15 protein-coding genes are annotated in these 15454 nt (G+C 70.1%); 4 read left to right on the top strand and 11 right to left on the bottom strand.

Translation table 11 applies throughout. The features are described 5' to 3' along the window. Positions 1–17: 17 nt before the first annotated feature. Both M4960_RS18445 and M4960_RS18440 read right to left on the bottom strand, forming a co-directional pair. Positions 18–1019, bottom strand: a complete 1002-nt coding sequence (locus M4960_RS18445) for an SPFH domain-containing protein (RefSeq protein ID WP_165901188.1) — start codon at positions 1017–1019, stop codon at positions 18–20. A gap of 164 nt (positions 1020–1183) precedes the next feature. Continuing rightward, positions 1184–2047: an SMP-30/gluconolactonase/LRE family protein gene (locus tag M4960_RS18440; RefSeq protein WP_248705043.1), complete on the bottom strand. Its 864-nt coding sequence runs from the start codon at positions 2045–2047 to the stop codon at positions 1184–1186. Between the two features lie 57 nt (positions 2048–2104). Here M4960_RS18440 and M4960_RS18435 point away from each other — a divergent pair, with 57 nt between their 5' ends. Further along, on the top strand, positions 2105–3142 hold the full coding sequence (locus tag M4960_RS18435) for an LLM class flavin-dependent oxidoreductase (protein WP_248705042.1): 1038 nt from the start codon (positions 2105–2107) through the stop codon (positions 3140–3142). A gap of 88 nt (positions 3143–3230) precedes the next feature. On the opposite strand, the gene M4960_RS18430 is transcribed toward M4960_RS18435, so the two are convergent. Together M4960_RS18430 and M4960_RS18425 are read right to left on the bottom strand one after the other, a co-directional pair. Next, complete coding sequence (locus M4960_RS18430) at positions 3231–4445, bottom strand: hypothetical protein (protein ID WP_248705041.1); 1215 nt, start codon at positions 4443–4445, stop codon at positions 3231–3233. Further along, positions 4442–5254: a mannosyl-3-phosphoglycerate phosphatase gene (locus tag M4960_RS18425; RefSeq protein ID WP_248705040.1), complete on the bottom strand. Its 813-nt coding sequence runs from the start codon at positions 5252–5254 to the stop codon at positions 4442–4444. The genes M4960_RS18430 and M4960_RS18425 overlap by 4 nt, the downstream gene beginning before the upstream one ends. Positions 5255–5490: 236 nt before the next feature. On the opposite strand from M4960_RS18425, the gene M4960_RS18420 reads away from it, so the two are divergent. After that, positions 5491–5997, top strand: coding sequence for a hypothetical protein (locus tag M4960_RS18420; protein WP_248705039.1), 507 nt, complete (start codon positions 5491–5493; stop codon positions 5995–5997). 114 nt (positions 5998–6111) lie between these two features. On the opposite strand, the gene M4960_RS18415 is transcribed toward M4960_RS18420, so the two are convergent. After that, entirely contained in the window at positions 6112–6711 is a 600-nt protein-coding gene (locus M4960_RS18415) for a TetR/AcrR family transcriptional regulator (RefSeq protein WP_248705038.1), read from the bottom strand. Between the two features lie 180 nt (positions 6712–6891). Between M4960_RS18415 and M4960_RS18410 the strand changes: the two genes are divergently transcribed. Next, entirely contained in the window at positions 6892–7440 is a 549-nt protein-coding gene (locus M4960_RS18410; protein WP_248705037.1) for a hypothetical protein, read from the top strand. A 124-nt stretch (positions 7441–7564) separates the two neighbouring features. Beyond that, the gene (locus M4960_RS18405; protein ID WP_248705036.1) at positions 7565–8083 is read left to right on the top strand and encodes a hypothetical protein; all 519 of its coding nucleotides are present in this window, start codon (positions 7565–7567) and stop codon (positions 8081–8083) included. Positions 8084–8092: 9 nt separating this feature from the next. Here M4960_RS18405 and M4960_RS18400 read toward each other — a convergent pair whose 3' ends face one another. The 6 genes from M4960_RS18400 to M4960_RS18375 all read right to left on the bottom strand — a co-directional run bounded on the left by M4960_RS18400 (position 8093) and on the right by M4960_RS18375 (position 15351). Further along, on the bottom strand, positions 8093–9406 hold the full coding sequence (locus M4960_RS18400; protein WP_248705035.1) for an MFS transporter: 1314 nt from the start codon (positions 9404–9406) through the stop codon (positions 8093–8095). A gap of 24 nt (positions 9407–9430) precedes the next feature. Further along, the gene (locus M4960_RS18395; protein ID WP_248705034.1) at positions 9431–10375 is read right to left on the bottom strand and encodes an amidohydrolase; all 945 of its coding nucleotides are present in this window, start codon (positions 10373–10375) and stop codon (positions 9431–9433) included. A gap of 12 nt (positions 10376–10387) precedes the next feature. After that, complete coding sequence (locus tag M4960_RS18390; RefSeq protein ID WP_132100911.1) at positions 10388–11326, bottom strand: amidohydrolase; 939 nt, start codon at positions 11324–11326, stop codon at positions 10388–10390. Next, positions 11319–12611 carry an MFS transporter gene (locus tag M4960_RS18385; RefSeq protein ID WP_248705033.1) on the bottom strand — a complete coding sequence of 431 codons (1293 nt, stop codon included), beginning with the start codon at positions 12609–12611 and terminating at the stop codon, positions 11319–11321. The genes M4960_RS18390 and M4960_RS18385 overlap by 8 nt, the downstream gene beginning before the upstream one ends. An 86-nt stretch (positions 12612–12697) precedes the next feature. Continuing rightward, entirely contained in the window at positions 12698–14041 is a 1344-nt protein-coding gene (locus M4960_RS18380; protein ID WP_132100913.1) for a gluconate:H+ symporter, read from the bottom strand. Next, positions 14038–15351, bottom strand: a complete 1314-nt coding sequence (locus M4960_RS18375) for a homoserine dehydrogenase (protein ID WP_248705032.1) — start codon at positions 15349–15351, stop codon at positions 14038–14040. Before M4960_RS18375 ends, M4960_RS18380 begins: the two co-directional genes overlap by 4 nt. Positions 15352–15454 lie beyond the last annotated feature (103 nt).

Here is a 15454-nt window from a genome sequence, read left to right as displayed (position 1 = left end):
GGTCGTGAGCCGTCCGCTCACTTCGACGCCCCGGTACCGGGCAGGCTGAGGATGTTGTCGGTGCCCTGCGGCACGACGATGAGCGAGCCGTTGTCGCCGGCGCTCTTGAGGGCCTCGATCTCACGCTGCTTGAGCGCCGCCGCCGAGAGCGGGTGCTCGTTGAGGACCTCGTTCGCGTCCGCCTGCCCCTGCGCCTCGGCGACCTGCTGCTGCGCCTGCACCTTCTTCGCGTCGAGCAGCGCGCGCTCCTTCGTGACCTGGATCTGTGCCTGCTGGGCCGTGGCGTAGGCCTCGGTGACGGACTTCGGCGGGGTGATCTCCTGCAGTGCGAAGTTGTCGACGTGCACGCCGGACCCCTTCCACCGGGTCTCGAGGGCCTGGATCATCGACTTCTCCACCGTGCCGCGCTTGGTGATCAGCTCGATGGTGGTGAAGTCGTTCGGGACCTGCCGGACGACGCTGCGCACCGAGTTGCCGATGAACTGCGTCTTGAAGTTCTCCTCGGTCTTGTAGGACCGGTAGATGTCGGTGACCGACTTGGCGTCGATGCTGTACTGCAGGTTCAGGCTGACGTTCGACGAGACGCCGTCCTGGTCCTGGACGGTGACGTAGGGGCCGGATCGCACGTTCCCGTTGTTGTCGGAGTCGGAGCCGTTCACCGCGTTGATGTAGGTGACGGTCTGGTTCCGGATGTTGAACGTGTGGAGCGTGGCCCACGGCGCTTTGAAGTGGAACCCGGAGTCCGTGGTCTGCCCGACGATGTTGCCGGAGATGTCCACCTGCACTTTCGACTCGCCCGTGTCCTGCGCGTACAGGGTGCTCCCGAGTGCCAAGCCGACGAAGACCAGGCCGGCTCCGGCTGCTGTCCACGTGGCGATGCGGTTCGGGCGGCGGGTGGGAACGGCTGGCCGGGCCTCGCGACCGGGGGTGGCCGGTCGCTCCGCGGTGGTGTAGGTCCGTTTCCGGAACGGGAGCGCGACGAGCGCGATGACGAGGAAGACGATGGCGGCAACGAACATGACGAACACTCCTGGATGGTTGTCCGTGCAGTCTGCCGTATTCGGAGGCCCGAACAGCCTGGTGCGAGGTTGCTCGCATGGTGCGGCCCTGATGCCTCGCACCATGCGGTCAACCTCGCACCGAGCGGGTTCCCACCGCGATCAGCGGGCAGCCAGGCCTCCGGTCACCAACCCGGCACGGCCACCCGCACCGCGCTGATCCGCCCCGCACGCGTCTGCGCCGTCGTCGCCGGGTCGTAGCTGTCCGCCGTGGCCAGGTAGAGCGTGCGGCCGTCCTCGCCCCCGAGCGCGCAGTCGATCGCGCACAGCCCCGGCGCATCGATCCGGTCCGTGACCTCGCCACCCTCGAGGACCCGGAGGAACTCCCCCGTGTCCACGGAGCAGACCCACACGGCGCCGTCACGATCGACCGTGCTGCCGTCCGGCGTGACGCCACCGGGCAGCGCTGCCCACTCGCGTCGGCCGGTCAGCGACCCGTCGGGCTCGATGTCGAACGCGGTGAGCCGGCCGCCCCACGTCTCGCTCACCACGAGGGTGCGGGTGCCGGGCAGGACGTTCGCGCTGTTCGGGAACACCAGCCCCTCGGCGGCGAGGCGGAACGAGCCGTCCTGCTCGATCACGTACAGCGGACCGGGGCGGAGCTCCTCGCCGCCGTACAGGTCGTAGCCGAAGGCCCCGATGTAGGTCCGGCCGGTCGCCTCGTCGACGACGAGGTCGTTCAGGAGCGACGACTCCTCGCCGGACAGGTCGGCGAACACCGACGTCTGGCCACGGTCATCGACGGCGACGACCGTACGGGACTCCATCGAGCTGACGACCAGTCGCCCGTCGGCGAGCCACCCGAGCCCCGACGACTGGCCCTCGACCGTGGTCTCGAGACGCGGAGCCGCGGTCGAGGCCGGGTCGACCGAGAACACCTCGCCGGTGTGCATGTCCGAGTACCAGAGCCGCCCGTCGTGCCAGCGGTTGCCCTCGGGGAAGCGGATGTCGGTGACGACGTCGGTCGCGGAGTCCAGAGTGATGTGCACCGATCCACCCTGCCAGCCGGACCCCCGCGCCACCCGGTGGTCTGGCACGATCGACCCATGCCCCTCGACGGAACTCCCCTGGAACGGCTCGGCTTCCTGACGATCGGGTCGTTCGACCCCGCCCGACCGTCCGAGGGCCACGAGGACACGCTCCGGGTCATCGAACGCGCGGAAGCGCTCGGCTTCGACAGCGCGTGGCTTCGGCATCGGCACCTGCAGCACGGCATCTCCTCCCCCGTCGCGGTGCTGGCCGCCGCGTCGCAGCGGACCTCGCGGATCGAACTCGGCACCGCCGTCACGCCGATCGGCGCCGAGAACCCGTTCCGGCTCGCCGAGGACCTCGGCACCGTCGACGTGCTGTTGGGCGGGCGGCTGAACCCCGGCTTCTCGGTCGGCACCCCGATGAACTTCGACCTGTACCGCGACGCGATCTACCCCGACACCCTCGAGCACGAGGACCTCGGCAACGACCGACTCCTGCGCTTCCGTGCCCTCGTGCGCGGAGACGCGGTGACCGGCACCGGGACGGGGACCGTCGAGCGCCGAGGGATCGAGGAGTTCGCGAGCACCGTCCAACCCCACAGCACCGGCCTCGCCGACCGCATCTGGTACGGCACCGGCAGCACGAAGTCGGCGGTCTGGGCCGGCGAGAACGGTTTCCACCTGCTCACGTCGAGCGTCACCCGCAGCGAGGTCGGCACGGACTTCGCCGCCAACCAGCGCGCGCAGATCGACGCCTACCTCGACTCCCACCCCGATCCCAGCACCGCTCGGGTCTCGCAGGGCCTGGTCGTGATCCCGACCGACACGGCGACCCGCGAGCAGGAGGCCCGCTACCGCGCCTACGTCGAGAGCCGCTCGGGCCGCGTCGGCGTGCCGATGGGGCCCGCAGGGATGCTCTTCGCCGCCGACCTCGTGGGGACCTCGGCGGAGATCGCGGACCGGTTGCGCGCCGACGCCGGCTACCAGGCGGTCACCGAGGTCGCCTTCGCGCTGCCGTTCTCGTTCGAACCGGACGACTACGCGCAGATCACCACGGACATCGCCGAGCACCTGGGGCCGCAACTCGGCTGGGCGCCGCGACCGGCGGCCTGAGAACGGCGCCAGACCGCCGGACGGGAGGCACGGTGCCAGCTCGCGCCGTGCCTCCCGTCCGCCTTGGAGTCGCGCCCAGGGCGCGTGATCAGTCCTGCTGGTCCGCCTCCACCGCATCCTGCAACCGCTCGAGCACGTCCGGCACCGCCGAGCGCACCCGGCTCCAGCTCGGGATGAACGGCTTGTCGTCCGGGCGCGCGCTGAAGGCGCCGCCGGCGTCGAGGATCGCCTTGGTGAAGAGCTCGACCGCGGCTTCTTCGGCGTGCTGGTCGAAGCCGAGCCCGCTCATCTCCGCTTCGTGCCGGTAGACCTCGACGATGTCGAGGGCGTTCCGGTAGTAGGTCGCCTTGAGCACCCGGAACGAGTCCGCGGTGAGTGGGACGCCCATCGTCGCGAGCTTCCGCAGCAGCGACTGCACGATGTCGTTCCCCATGCGGGCGAGTCCGCCGGTGCCGTCGGCCTCGGCGAGGGGCTGGTGCTTGTGGTCGTAGGCATCGGCGATCTCCACCTGGCACACCTGCCGGGTCGCGTAGTCGCGGTAGACCTCGGACAGCATGCCGATCTCGAGGCCCCAGTCCCCCGGGATCTTCAGGCCGTTCAGCACGTGCGCGCGCATCGCGAACTCGCCGGACAGCGGGTACCGGAAGCTGCTGAGGTACTCGAGGTACTCGGACTCCCCGTAGACCTGGCGGAGCGACCGGAGCAGCGGGCCGACGAGCAGCCGTCCCACGCGACCGTTGATCCGGCCGTCGGCGACGCGGGCGTAGTAGCCCTTCGAGAACTCGTAGTCGAACGCCGGGTTCGCGACCGGGTAGAACAGCCGCGCGAGCATGCCCCGCTCGTACGTGGTGATGTCGCAGTCGTGCAGCGCGATGCACTCCGCGCGCTCCGACGCGAGCGCGTAGCCCGTGCAGTACCAGACGTTCCGGCCCTTGCCCGGCTCGCCAGGTGCCAGCCCCTCGCGCTCGAGCTCGGCGTCGAGTTCCCGCAGCCGCGGACCGTCGTTCCACAGGATGCGGTGCCGCTGCGGCAGCCGCGCGAAGAACTCCCGCGCGTGTTCGAACTGCGAGCGGTCGGCACGGTCCAGCCCGATCACGATCTCGCTGAGCCAGTCGGCCTCGGCGAGCTCGTCGACGATCCGTGAGAGCGCCGGGCGTTCGAGCTCCGAGTACAGGGCCGGCAGGATCAGGCTCATCGGCCGCTTCTCGGCGAACCCGCGCAGGTCGTCCTCGATGCTCGCGGTGCTGCGGCGGCCGAGGTCGTGGAACGTCGTGATGACGCCGTTCTGGTGGAAGTCGCTCATCGGTGGCTCCTGACGGACGGGGTGGTGAATCGGGAGACGCCCTCGGCCCAGCCCTGCGGGCCGGAGGCGGTTGTGCGGTGGACGCGCTCGGGTCGGTCGTCGGCGAGCGGACCGGGTGCCGGGCCGTGGCCGCGGACGACGACCGCCAGGTCGACGGCGTCGAGCAGCGCGGTGTCGTTCGGGCCGTCGCCGAGCCCGATCGTGCGCGGAGCGGTGCCGGTGCGGCGTTCGTGGTCGGCGACGAGCAGGCGGACCGCGGTGCCCTTGTCGCGCCCGGCCGGCAGCACGTGCCAGAAGCGGCCACCGCGGACGAGCTCGAGGCCGGCTGCGGCGAGCGCCGTGCGGAACGCGTCCGCCCGGTCGTCGTCCTCGGCGTGCCAGAGCAGGACCTCGGAGGCCTCGCGCCGCCGGGCATCACCGGCTGCATCGAGGTCGAGGCCGGTCCAGGCGGCGACGACCTCGTCGGTCACACCGCCGAAGGTCGCGAAGTGCAGGTCCAGGTCCGCACGGGTGCGGTCGAGGGCTGCGCGGAGACGCGCGACTTCGCCGTCTGGCGGTCCCGCGAGCACGTTGCCGTCTCGTGCCACGACGATCGCGCCGTTCTCCGCGACGAACGCCTGCCCGTCCAGACCGGTCCGCCGCTGCAGGGCGGTGATCTCGGCCCGGGTCTTGCTGCTGCAGAACACCACCGGCACGCCGTCCGCGCGCAGCCGCTCGAGCATCGGCAGGGCAGCGTCGAACGAGTAGTCGTGGTGGTCGAGGAACGTCCCGTCGAGGTCCGTGACGACCATCAGGTCCTGTGGTGGCATCGTGCTCCGCTCGCGGCTGGGTGGGCTGCGGGCGACGGTGCCCCGGACCACCCTGCCATGCGTGGGAGTCCGGTTGGTGAACAGGGGCGGCTGGGTTCCGTGGTGCGCGCTGCGCGTAGGTCGCTCGATTCGACGTGGGGCGCCGGGCACCCCAAGCCCATGCCCGATCCCCAGCCGAAGGGGATGACCGACTTCCAGAAGTCGCTCCTGGAGAACCCGCAGTGGACACTGTGAACGTGAACCAACGAATCCGTGGCGCCGCCCGCACCAGCGTCGGCGTCACCCTCATCCTGACGGCGGCACTGACCGTGGCCGGCTGCAGCAACACCCCCGGAGGCATGACAGTGGATCCGTCCGAAGCGAAGAAGTCGATCGTCGACGCCGTCAAGGAATCCACCGACGCGGTCGGCGGCGAGTGGACCGTGTACCGCGGCCCGGCCGCCGAGGTCTGCACCCGGTCGGGCGGCGGCGATGGTGCCCGTTTCGTGTACATCCTGGAGCGGAGCGGCACCAACGGCACCGATCCGGCTGCCGACATCCGGACGGTCGAGGAGCTCTGGAAGTCCAAGGGGATCACGACGGAGCGGTTCGAGAGCGGCGGCTCGGACCCGCTCACCGTCATCCGGGGCGCGGACGGGCCCGTCACCTCCATCGGCTTCAACGCGTACCCGCTGCGGTACAGCATCACCGGTGTCTCGAAGTGCTCGGACGGCGACGTGCAGGACCTGCGCAGCGCCGAATGAGGCCGGCGCCATGATGATCCGACATTCGCGATCCTGATCGCCGAGGACGAGCCCGTTGTCGTGGCCCCGACTCGACGCCCGGGAGCCCGGTCGGTGGGCAGGAGCGGCTGGCCCTCAGCGCAGTACGGCAGCGACCGCCAACCGCATGGACGCCCGCTCGAAGGCGGTCCGCGCAGGCGCCCCGGGAAGGGCACGCTCGAGTGCGAGGCCGTTCACGACCGTGAGCAGGAACCGCGCGTGTTCCTCGGGACTGCCGTCCTGCAGGACCCCCTCCAGCCGCAGCACCGACAGCCACCGCTCGACCCGACCGACGGCGAGCCGTTCCATCGCGAGGAACGTGTGCTCGGCATCACCGGCGACCGGCACGGCGACGTAGGCATCGTGCAGCGCCGCCCAGTTCTGCCGAGCGGACGCACCGCTCCCGATGCTCGCGAGGAGCAGGTGCAGGCACCCCTCGAGCCGCTCGGCGGACTCCTTGGAGTGGTCCGCGATCGGGTCTTCCGGGAGGTCGAGGCTCTGGAGTCCTTCAACGACGGTGTCGATGAGCTCCCGCTGCGTCGGGAAGAAGTGCCGGAGCGACCCCGTGCTGACGCCGGCCCGGGCAGCCACCCCACGCACGCTCAGGCGCGCCGTCGGGTCCTCTCCGATCATCGTCGCCGCTGCGATCAAGATCTTCGACCGGGTGTCCGGTGCCGCCGGATCGACCAAGGTCACCATCCTCTCCATTCGACTAGCACAGTGTACTAGCGTCTCGCCGTGTTGTCACACTGTACTAGAGAGGACGGGCGAATGGATGCGAACCGGCGAGCACAACGGTGGGCCAGCCGAGCGAAACCCGGCGACGGAACGAGCCTGAAGCCCTTCCGCTGGTGGCAGACGACACGGCGCTCACTGATGTCGATCACCCTGACGCGCAACGGCGTCCCGGCCCACCACACGATCGACGTCCGCCACGGCGGGGACGCGACCGACGGCGTCGTACGTGCTCGCCTCTACGTCGACGGCACCTTGACCCTCGTCTCGCGGGTCCCTGCACGATTTCCGGTCACCGGCGGGCACATCGAGGTCCGTGTCAGCGAGGCGGGGCTGCGCCGCTGCCACTTCGTCGCTGAGGACGGCACCCAGCGGCAGCTCGTTCCCGACCCTCGCTCGGCCGAAGGGCGCCGCCTGCGGTTCGCGCAGCGCCACCCTGCTGCGAGCAGGATCATCGGAGCCGTGTCGGTCGTCGTGCTGCTCGTCGGCGTCGGTCTCAACGTCCTGCAGGTGCTCGAGCCGATCTCGGAGATCCCGCCGATCGCGGACACGGTCGACACGTTCGAGTCGCCTGTGCACCTGACCCCGTGGGCCAACGTCGCGCTCGGCTTCGCGGCAGCCCTGGGAGCGGTCGAGCGAGCGACGCGGCTGCGCTACCACTGGCTGCTCGACGGCGGAGCAGCCTCGTGACGCCGCCGGTCGGCCGCAGCGTGGTGCGAGGCTCGGGCCAGATCGTCCGGCGGGAGTCCCGCGCGTACCTCGTCCTGAACCTCTCGGCGTACGGGCTGGTCGTGCTGGGCTTGCGATCGGCCTCGTGTTCCCCGGACTCACCGAGGCCCGGATGTCCGCGATGGAAGCCGACGGCACCGCCGGACTCGTCACCCGACTCGTGAGCTCGCCGGCGCTCTTCGCACTGACGATCCTCGCCGTCAACGTCCTCCGGCTGAGCCTGCTCACGATCGTCCTGCCGTCACTGGTCGTCCCGTCCGCTGGGCTCGCGATCTTCGGCGCTTGGGCGGTGCAGACCGGGATCACCCTCGTGCCGTCGACCGGAGAAGGCTGGGTGGCGTTGATCCCGCACTCCGTCACGCTCCTCATCGAGCTGCAGGCCTACGTCCTCCTGCTGCTGGGCTCGTTCCTGGTGGGCAAGTACTGGCTCCGCCCCGGGGCCGCCGGGGTGGAGCGTCATCGGGACGGGTACCGACGTGGACTCCAGCAGCTCGGCACCCTCGCCGTCCCCGCCCTCGCCCTCCTCGTGATCGGTGCCGCGTGGGAGGCGGCCTCGCTGCGGTACCTGGTCCACCCGCTGAGCCAGTGGCTCCTCGCGCCGTGACGCAGCTCGCTACGAGGTGAGGTCGGGGGTCTCGACCCGGCCATGCACTGCGGCATGTGCGCGCGCGGTCCGCACCGTCAACGTCAGGACACCGCCGAGCACCATGAACCCCGCGGTGATCCACAGCGCGATCGTCGCCGAGTCCGTGGCGTCCTTCGCCGCGCCGATGGCGTACGGCGCCGCGAACCCCGCCAGGTTCCCCGTGGAGTTGATGAGCGCGATGCCACCGGCGAGCGCGGTGCCACTGAGCATCGACGTCTGGAAGCTCCAGAAGACGGCTGGGATCGAGAGGGCGCCGGCGTTGGCGAGCATCAGTCCGATGATCCCGAGCACCGCCTGGTCGCCGGCGAGGATGCAGATGACGAACCCGACGGCGCTGAGCGCGAAGGCCGCTGCGATGTGCTTCTTCCGTTCGCCGTGTCGGTCGGAGCTGCGGCCGAAGATCACCATGGACACGATCGCGGCGAGGCTCGGGAGTGCCGACACGAGACCGACCGTGACGTCGCCGTCGATCCCGAGGTCACGGATGAGGTTCGGCAGCCAGAAGCTGATGCCGTAGAGCGCGAAGTTGTACGAGAAGTAGATGCCGGTGAGCATCCAGATCATCGGGCTCCGGAAGACCTCCCGGAGCTTCGTGTGTCCGGCGGGTGGGGCTTCGGCGTCGAGGAGCGCGCCCAGCCGGCTGCGTTCGGGTTCGGTCAGCCAGCGCACGGTGCGGTGGTCCTCCTGCAGGTACCGGAGGACGACGAAGCCCAACACGATCGTCGGGATCGCCTCGATGATGAAGAGCCACTGCCATCCGTCGAGACCCGCGACGTCGCGCATGCCGTCGAGGATGAAGCCGGACACCGGCCCGCCGACGACCCCCGAGGCGGCGAGGGCGATGTAGAAGATGCCCCATGCTCGGCCGCGACGGCTGGCGGGGAACCACTGGGACATGTAGAAGAGCACGCCGGGGATGAAGCCGGCCTCGGCGACACCGAGCAGGAACCGCAGCACGTAGAACGTGGTCTCGGAGTCGACGAGGAACATGCACCCGGAGATGAGGCCCCACGTGATCATGATCCGGGCGATCCACTTCCGCGCACCGACCTTGGCGAGGATCAGGTTGGACGGGATCTCGAAGATGAAGTACCCGACGAAGAACAGGCCGGCGCCGAGTCCGTAGACGGCGTAGGAGAAGCCGAGGTCGGTGCTCAGTTGTTCCTGCGCGAATCCGATGTTCACGCGGTCGAGGTAGGACAGGAAGAAGCCGATCATCGCGAGCGGGAGCACGCGGGTCGACACCTTCCGGAAGAGTGCGTCGTCGTTGACGGTGGTCATCGGGTTCCTTCGTTCGGTGTCGGATCAGCCGACGGTGTCGGCGAGCGGGATGCGGTAGACGCGAGCGGCGGTGCCGTGGAAGAGGACGTCGAGCTGGTCCGGGGTGGACCCGGCGGCCCCGGTGAGGATCGTGTCCATCACCTCGTCGAAGTCGGGCGCCGTGAGCGTCGCGACGGGCAGGTTCGAGGCGAACATCGACCGGTCGTGACCGAAGACCGCGAGGGTCTCGCGGACCACCGCTTCGTTGCTCGGACGGTCCCAGCGGTTCCCGGGCAGGCCGAGCTCGGAGACCTTGACGACCGTGTTCGGCAGGGCGGCGAGTCGTTCCATGCCGTGGCGCCAGATCGCGAGTCCGTCGTCGCTGCGGTCCAGGGGCAGGCCGCAGTGGTTGATCACGACGGTGGTGTCCGGGATGTCCTGGACGACGTCGGCCGCTTCCGCGAGGTGGTGGTACGGCACGCGGAGGTCCCAGCTGAAGTCGTACGCCGCCAGTCGGTGCAGACCGGCGATCCAGGCTGGGTCCTGCATGGACCCGGGGACCCCGCGCACGGTCGAACCCGGGTGCGCGGAGGTCACGGGCTTCGACCGGACGCCGCGGACCAGGGGGTGTTCCGCGTGCCCCGCGAGCACGTCGTCGAGGTCTGGCTGGGTGAAGAACACGTGTCCGACGGCCGCCATCGGGAACCGCGGGTCCGTTTCGTGGAGCGCGGTGAGCCATGCCGATTCCTCGACCTGCTCGGTGCGGGAGCGTTCGGCCTCGCAGTGCACCGTGCCGATGACGTCCCATCCCGCGGTCGCGTGGAGGTAGTCATCGGGCATGAAGGTGTGGCGCATCGCGGCGTAGTCGCCGAGGAAGAAGTCGGCGTTGACATCCGTCTGGATCCAGGGCCAGTGCCCCTCGCTCTGCAGGTCCCAGAAGTGGTGGTGGGCGTCGAGGATCCTCGGACGGTGGCCGTTGGCGATGGTCATGGTCGGTGCTCCCTACGAAGCGCTGGCGGGCTGGTGGATGCGGGTAGGTCGGTAGACACGGGCAGCGGTGTCGTGGAACACGGCGCGCTGCCCGGCCGCCGGGAGGTCGGCGAGGATGTCCCGGAAACCGTCGAGCATCGCCGCGTAGGTGGTGAACATGCCGTCCACGGGGAAGTTGCTGCCGAACATCACCCGCTCGGCGCCGTAGAGGCCGACGAGTGTCAGGACGACTTCGCGGTTGACGAACTGGTCCCAGCCGTCGGCCTCGGTGCACAGTCCGGATGCCTTCACGACGACGTTCGGCAGGTCCGCGAGCTCGGCGAGCGCTGCACGCCACCCACGCATGGTCCGTGCGCCGTGGTCGAGGAGCACGCCGGCGTGGTTCACGACGATCAGCGTCTCGGGGTGGTCGACGGCGAGCTCGGCCGCTTCGTGGAGGTTCCACCACGGAGTCTGCAGTTCGAAGTGGAGTCCGTGGTCGGCGAGCAGCGCGTAGCCGGCGCGCCAGGTCTGGTCGCTCATGCGCGTCCGACCGGACCCGACCTGCTCGAGCCGAGCCGGGCCTCCTGGCTTGTGCCGGATGCTGCGGACGGACGGGTGCGACGCCTGTGCGGCGAGCACCTCGGCGACGTCGTCGGCGTCCAGCCGCGCCTGCGCGGCCATCGCGCCGGGCACGCCGGTGGTCGCGGCGACCCGTTCCAGGGACCGGGTCTCGCCGACGGGGTCGGCCGGGTCCCACTCGGCCTCCATCGAGACGGTCGCGACGACCCCCTGACCAGCGGTGTCGCGGAGCAGGTCGGCGGCGGTGTAGTCGTGCTTGATCGCCGAGTAGTCGCCGTAGCGGTGCGGGACGAGGACGCCGGGCCGCAGCCACGGGTACCGGTCGTCGGCGAGCTGCCACAGGTGGTGGTGCGCGTCGATGACCGGGCCGCGGTACCCGGCCTCAGGCACGAGCGGGCTCCGTCCGCGTGGTGCCGGTGAAGTTGATCGAGAGCGAACCGACCAGGTAGACGGCTGCCGCCATCGCGAGGAACACGAGGACTGCCGTGTACCCGCCGGTGAGGTCGAGGAGCACCCCGGCCGCGATCGGGACGATGATGCCGGCGGCGGTACCGGCGAAGTTCATCACGCCGCCGACGATGCCGACGTTGCTCGGCTTCGCGAGCATCGACGGGATGGTCCAGTAGAGCCCGCCGAACAGGTTGAAGAACACGCCGATGCACAGCAACGCGACGGCGACGGCGGTGTCGGTGACGAACGGCAGGGCGACGAGCGCCACCAGGCTGAGTGCGCCCGAGCCGCCGAACAGCATCTTGAACGCCACGTTCCGGCGGAACCGGCGCTGCAGACGGTCAGCGAGGAAGCCGCTCAGGATCTCGCCCACCGCGCCGCAGGAGAAGATCAGGAACGTCGCGAACCCGAGCGCGGAGAGGTCGAGTCCACGGGCGGCGGAGAGGTAGCTCGGCCCCCACGTGACCAGGCCCCAGAACACCATCGCCCACGCCAGACGTCCGACCACCATCGCGACGACGTTCGCGCGGCTGACCCCGGGGCGGTCGGACTGCTCGTCTTCGGCCTGTTCGATGAGGGTGACCTCGGCGGCGTTCACCGACCGGTGCTCGGAGGGACGGTTCCGCAGGTACAACCACGCGCCGATGCCGAACAGCACCGTGCACACGCCGATGATGACGAACGAGACGCGCCACGAACCGGTCGTACCGATCAGCCATGCCACGACCAACCCGCCGACCGCGGCGCCGAGCGGAGCACCGGAATCGATCAACGTGACGCCGCTTGCTCGCTTGCGCGGCGGCATCCACTTCGACACGAGCGACGATGCCGCCGGCATGAACGGCGCCTCGAACGCGCCGAGGCCGATGCGGGAGAGCACGAGCATCACGGCGTTCGCGGCGAACCCGGCGAGGGCCATGAACGAACCCCAGATGACGGAGGCGATGCCGATCACGGTGCGCGGCCCGAACTTGTCGACCATCAGACCGCCGGGGATCTGGAGCAGGCAGTACGACCAGAAGAACGAGCTGAGGATGATCCCCTGCACGGTGCCGGAGATGTGGAAGTCGTCCCCGATGAAGGGCAGGGCCACGCTGAGCGCGCTGCGGTCGACGCTGTTGATCGTGTAGAAGACGAACAGCAGGACGACGATCGCCCAGCGGATCCTGGTCGGGCGGGCGACGCTGGGATCGCTGTCCGGCTCGAGGCGGGTGGACGCGGTCATGATGCTCCTTTGCACGGGGTGGGTGCGGCGAGCGCCGCGTCGGGGGCGGCGAGCGCCGCGTCGGGTGCAGCGCAGGCTGCGTCGGGTCAGACGACGAGGGAGAGCAGCAGCACGCCGACCAGGCCGATCACCGACTGGAGGGAGAGCATGAGCGTCCACGTGCGGAACGTCTGCTTGACGGACAGCTGGAAGTACTCCTTGAACAGCCAGAACCCGGAGTCGTTGACGTGCGAGAGCATCACCGAGCCCGACGCCGTGGCGAGCACGAGCAGCTCAGGCGAGATCGACGGGTCGGCCGCAGCGAGCGGAGCGATGATCCCGGCTGCCGTCACGGTGGCCACGGTCGCCGACCCGAGCGCGATGCGCAGCAGGGCAGCGATCACCCAGGCCAGGATGAGTGCCGGCACGTGCCATCCCTGCGCGTACTCGACGATGACCTTGCTCACGCCCGTCTCGGCGAGCATCGCTGCGAGTCCACCGCCGGCTCCGATGATGAGCAGCACCGGTCCGACTGTCTTGAGTCCCGAACCGGCGACGCTCCCCATCGTCGCGATCGACGATCCGGAAGTCCGGCCGAGGCCGATCATCGCGACGACCACGGCCAGGAGCAGCGCGACGACCGGGTCGTCGCAGAACGTCAACACGGTGTGCAAGACGGTGCCGTCGGCCGTGGCGTCGACGCCGAACGCGCCGATCACGAGCAGCAGCGGCGGGAGGAGCACGACGCCGAGGGCGAGCCACAGCGGCGGGCGCAGTTCCGTCAGCTCACGGGACCCGGCAGCGGGACCGGCATCGAGGTCGGGTGCCGGTCCGAACCAGCGCGAGGCGACCCGGGTGAGCACTGGCCCGCAGAGGATGACCGTCGGGATCGCGACGACCAAGCCGAGTGCCAGGGTCAGTCCGAAGCTCGCGTCGTAGGCGGCGACCGCGGCGGTGGGTGAGGGGTGCGGTGGGAGCAGGCCGTGTGCGGTGTACAGGCCGGCGGCGAGGGGCATCCCGACGAACAACAGGTGTGTGCCGGAACGGCGTGCGAGGGCGTAGGCAAGCGGCACGAGCATGACGAAGCTGACGTCGAAGATGTTCGGCAGGCCGATGACGAGCGCAGCGACGGCGATCGAGATCGGGATGAGCGCGACCTTGCGGTTGCCGATGAAGGCGTCCGCGATCCGGTTCGCCCCACCCGTGCTGGTGAGGATCGCGCCGAGGAGCGACCCGAGTCCGATCACCGGAGCGGTGTCGGAGAGCGTGTCGCCGAATCCCTGCTCGAACGTGCCGACGGTGTTCTCGACGCCGAGTCCGCTCGCGAACCCGAGCAGCAGCGCACCGATGAGGAGCGCGAGGAACGGGTTGAGCTTGAACTTCGCGATGCCGATGACGAGCAGGACGATCGCGACGGCGGCGAAGACGAGGTGGAGTTCCGGTGCGCTCACAGCGCAGCTCGCGAACCTGCCGCACGGGCTTCCTCGAACATGCGCTGCCCGATCTCGTCGACCCCGGTGAGGTCGTCGAACGTCAGCAGGTGACCGGCGGGCACGTCGCGGACGAGCCGTGCACCGCCGAGCAGGTAGAACGGCGCGGTCCCCGCGGGCGCGTCGTCCTCGGACAGCAGGACGGGGTCGATGCCCGCGACCTCGTGGTGGTGCCCAGCCACCTGGAAGGCCGCGCCGGCCGTCAGTGGCTCGGCGGTCCGGCCGGCCAGCACGGAGCTCTGGCGCGGCACCGGGATGGTCGCGGTGCCCGAGGCTGCGGCTGCGATGGTGAGCGGCGTCTCGACGCCCATCAGGTGGTACGGCCAGAACACGCAGGCGTAGCGGCCGTCCCGGCTCACGACGTGCCCCTTGCCGGCGAGCAGGCTCCAGGTCTCCGGGTCGCCGGTGCGGACGACGACGAAGACACCTCCGCCGAAGCTCGCCTCGTCGGGCAGGCGGAGCATCGAGAAGACGTCGAGGCTGCCCGGACGGTCGAGGATCCCGCCGTCGGCACGGGCCGCGTACACGTCGGCGAGCTCGGTGGTGCGGACGACCGGGTAGTGCAGGTCCTCGCGGTCGGCGGTGTACCCGGTGTACTGGGCGACGACGGTCATCTCGCAGTGGTCGGCCGCGGCACGGCGCTTGAGCGGAGCGACCAGGTCGGCGCGCGCGGCGAGTGTGGCGTGCAGGTCGTCCCCGAGGGCGAGCAGGTCGGCCATGCCCGGCGCGGGGATGGTCTCGTCGACCTGGGTCACGGTGCCGGCGGTCGGGTCGAACACGAGGTCGTACTCCCCCGACTTGCCGAGCGCGACGATGTCGAGCCCGACACGTTCGATCCAGGTGACGAGGCGGATGAGGTTGGCCGGCTGGTCCCCGTCGCCGGGCAGGTAGCGGACGCCGGCCGCGGCGGCCGTGGCGGCGAGCGTGACGCCGGCGACGGTCTCGACCTCCTTGCTCACCATGACGACGTGCACACCGTGCGCGATGGCGGCTTCGGCGTACGCGACGCCGGCGGCGACCCGGCCGGTGGCCTCGACGAGCACGTCGATCGCGCTCCAGTCGATCCCCGCCAGGTCCGCTACGACGGTGGCGTCGCTGATGCCGAGGTCGGCGAGCATCGACTCGACCCCTGCCCCGTCCGGGTCGACGAGGACCGTCGGCGTCATGTCGGCCACGTTCCGCAGCTGTGCCAGGAGGGTCCGTCCGTAGCCTCCGCGCGCGCCGGTCAGCGCGACTCGGGTCTGCGTGCCACTGGGCTGCTGGATCGCCATCGTTCCTCGTCTCCTCGTTGATCAGGTGCCCGATGACCGGGTCAGGTGACCACCGGGCGATCGCCACCGTAACACCGCTTGTCACAGTTGTTCAACTTCTTTC

This window comes from Curtobacterium sp. MWU13-2055 (assembly GCF_023242305.1).
GTDB lineage: Bacteria > Actinomycetota > Actinomycetes > Actinomycetales > Microbacteriaceae > Curtobacterium.
The sequence above is the reverse complement of the archived record's forward strand: the minus strand, read 5'-3'. Positions and strand labels throughout refer to the sequence as shown.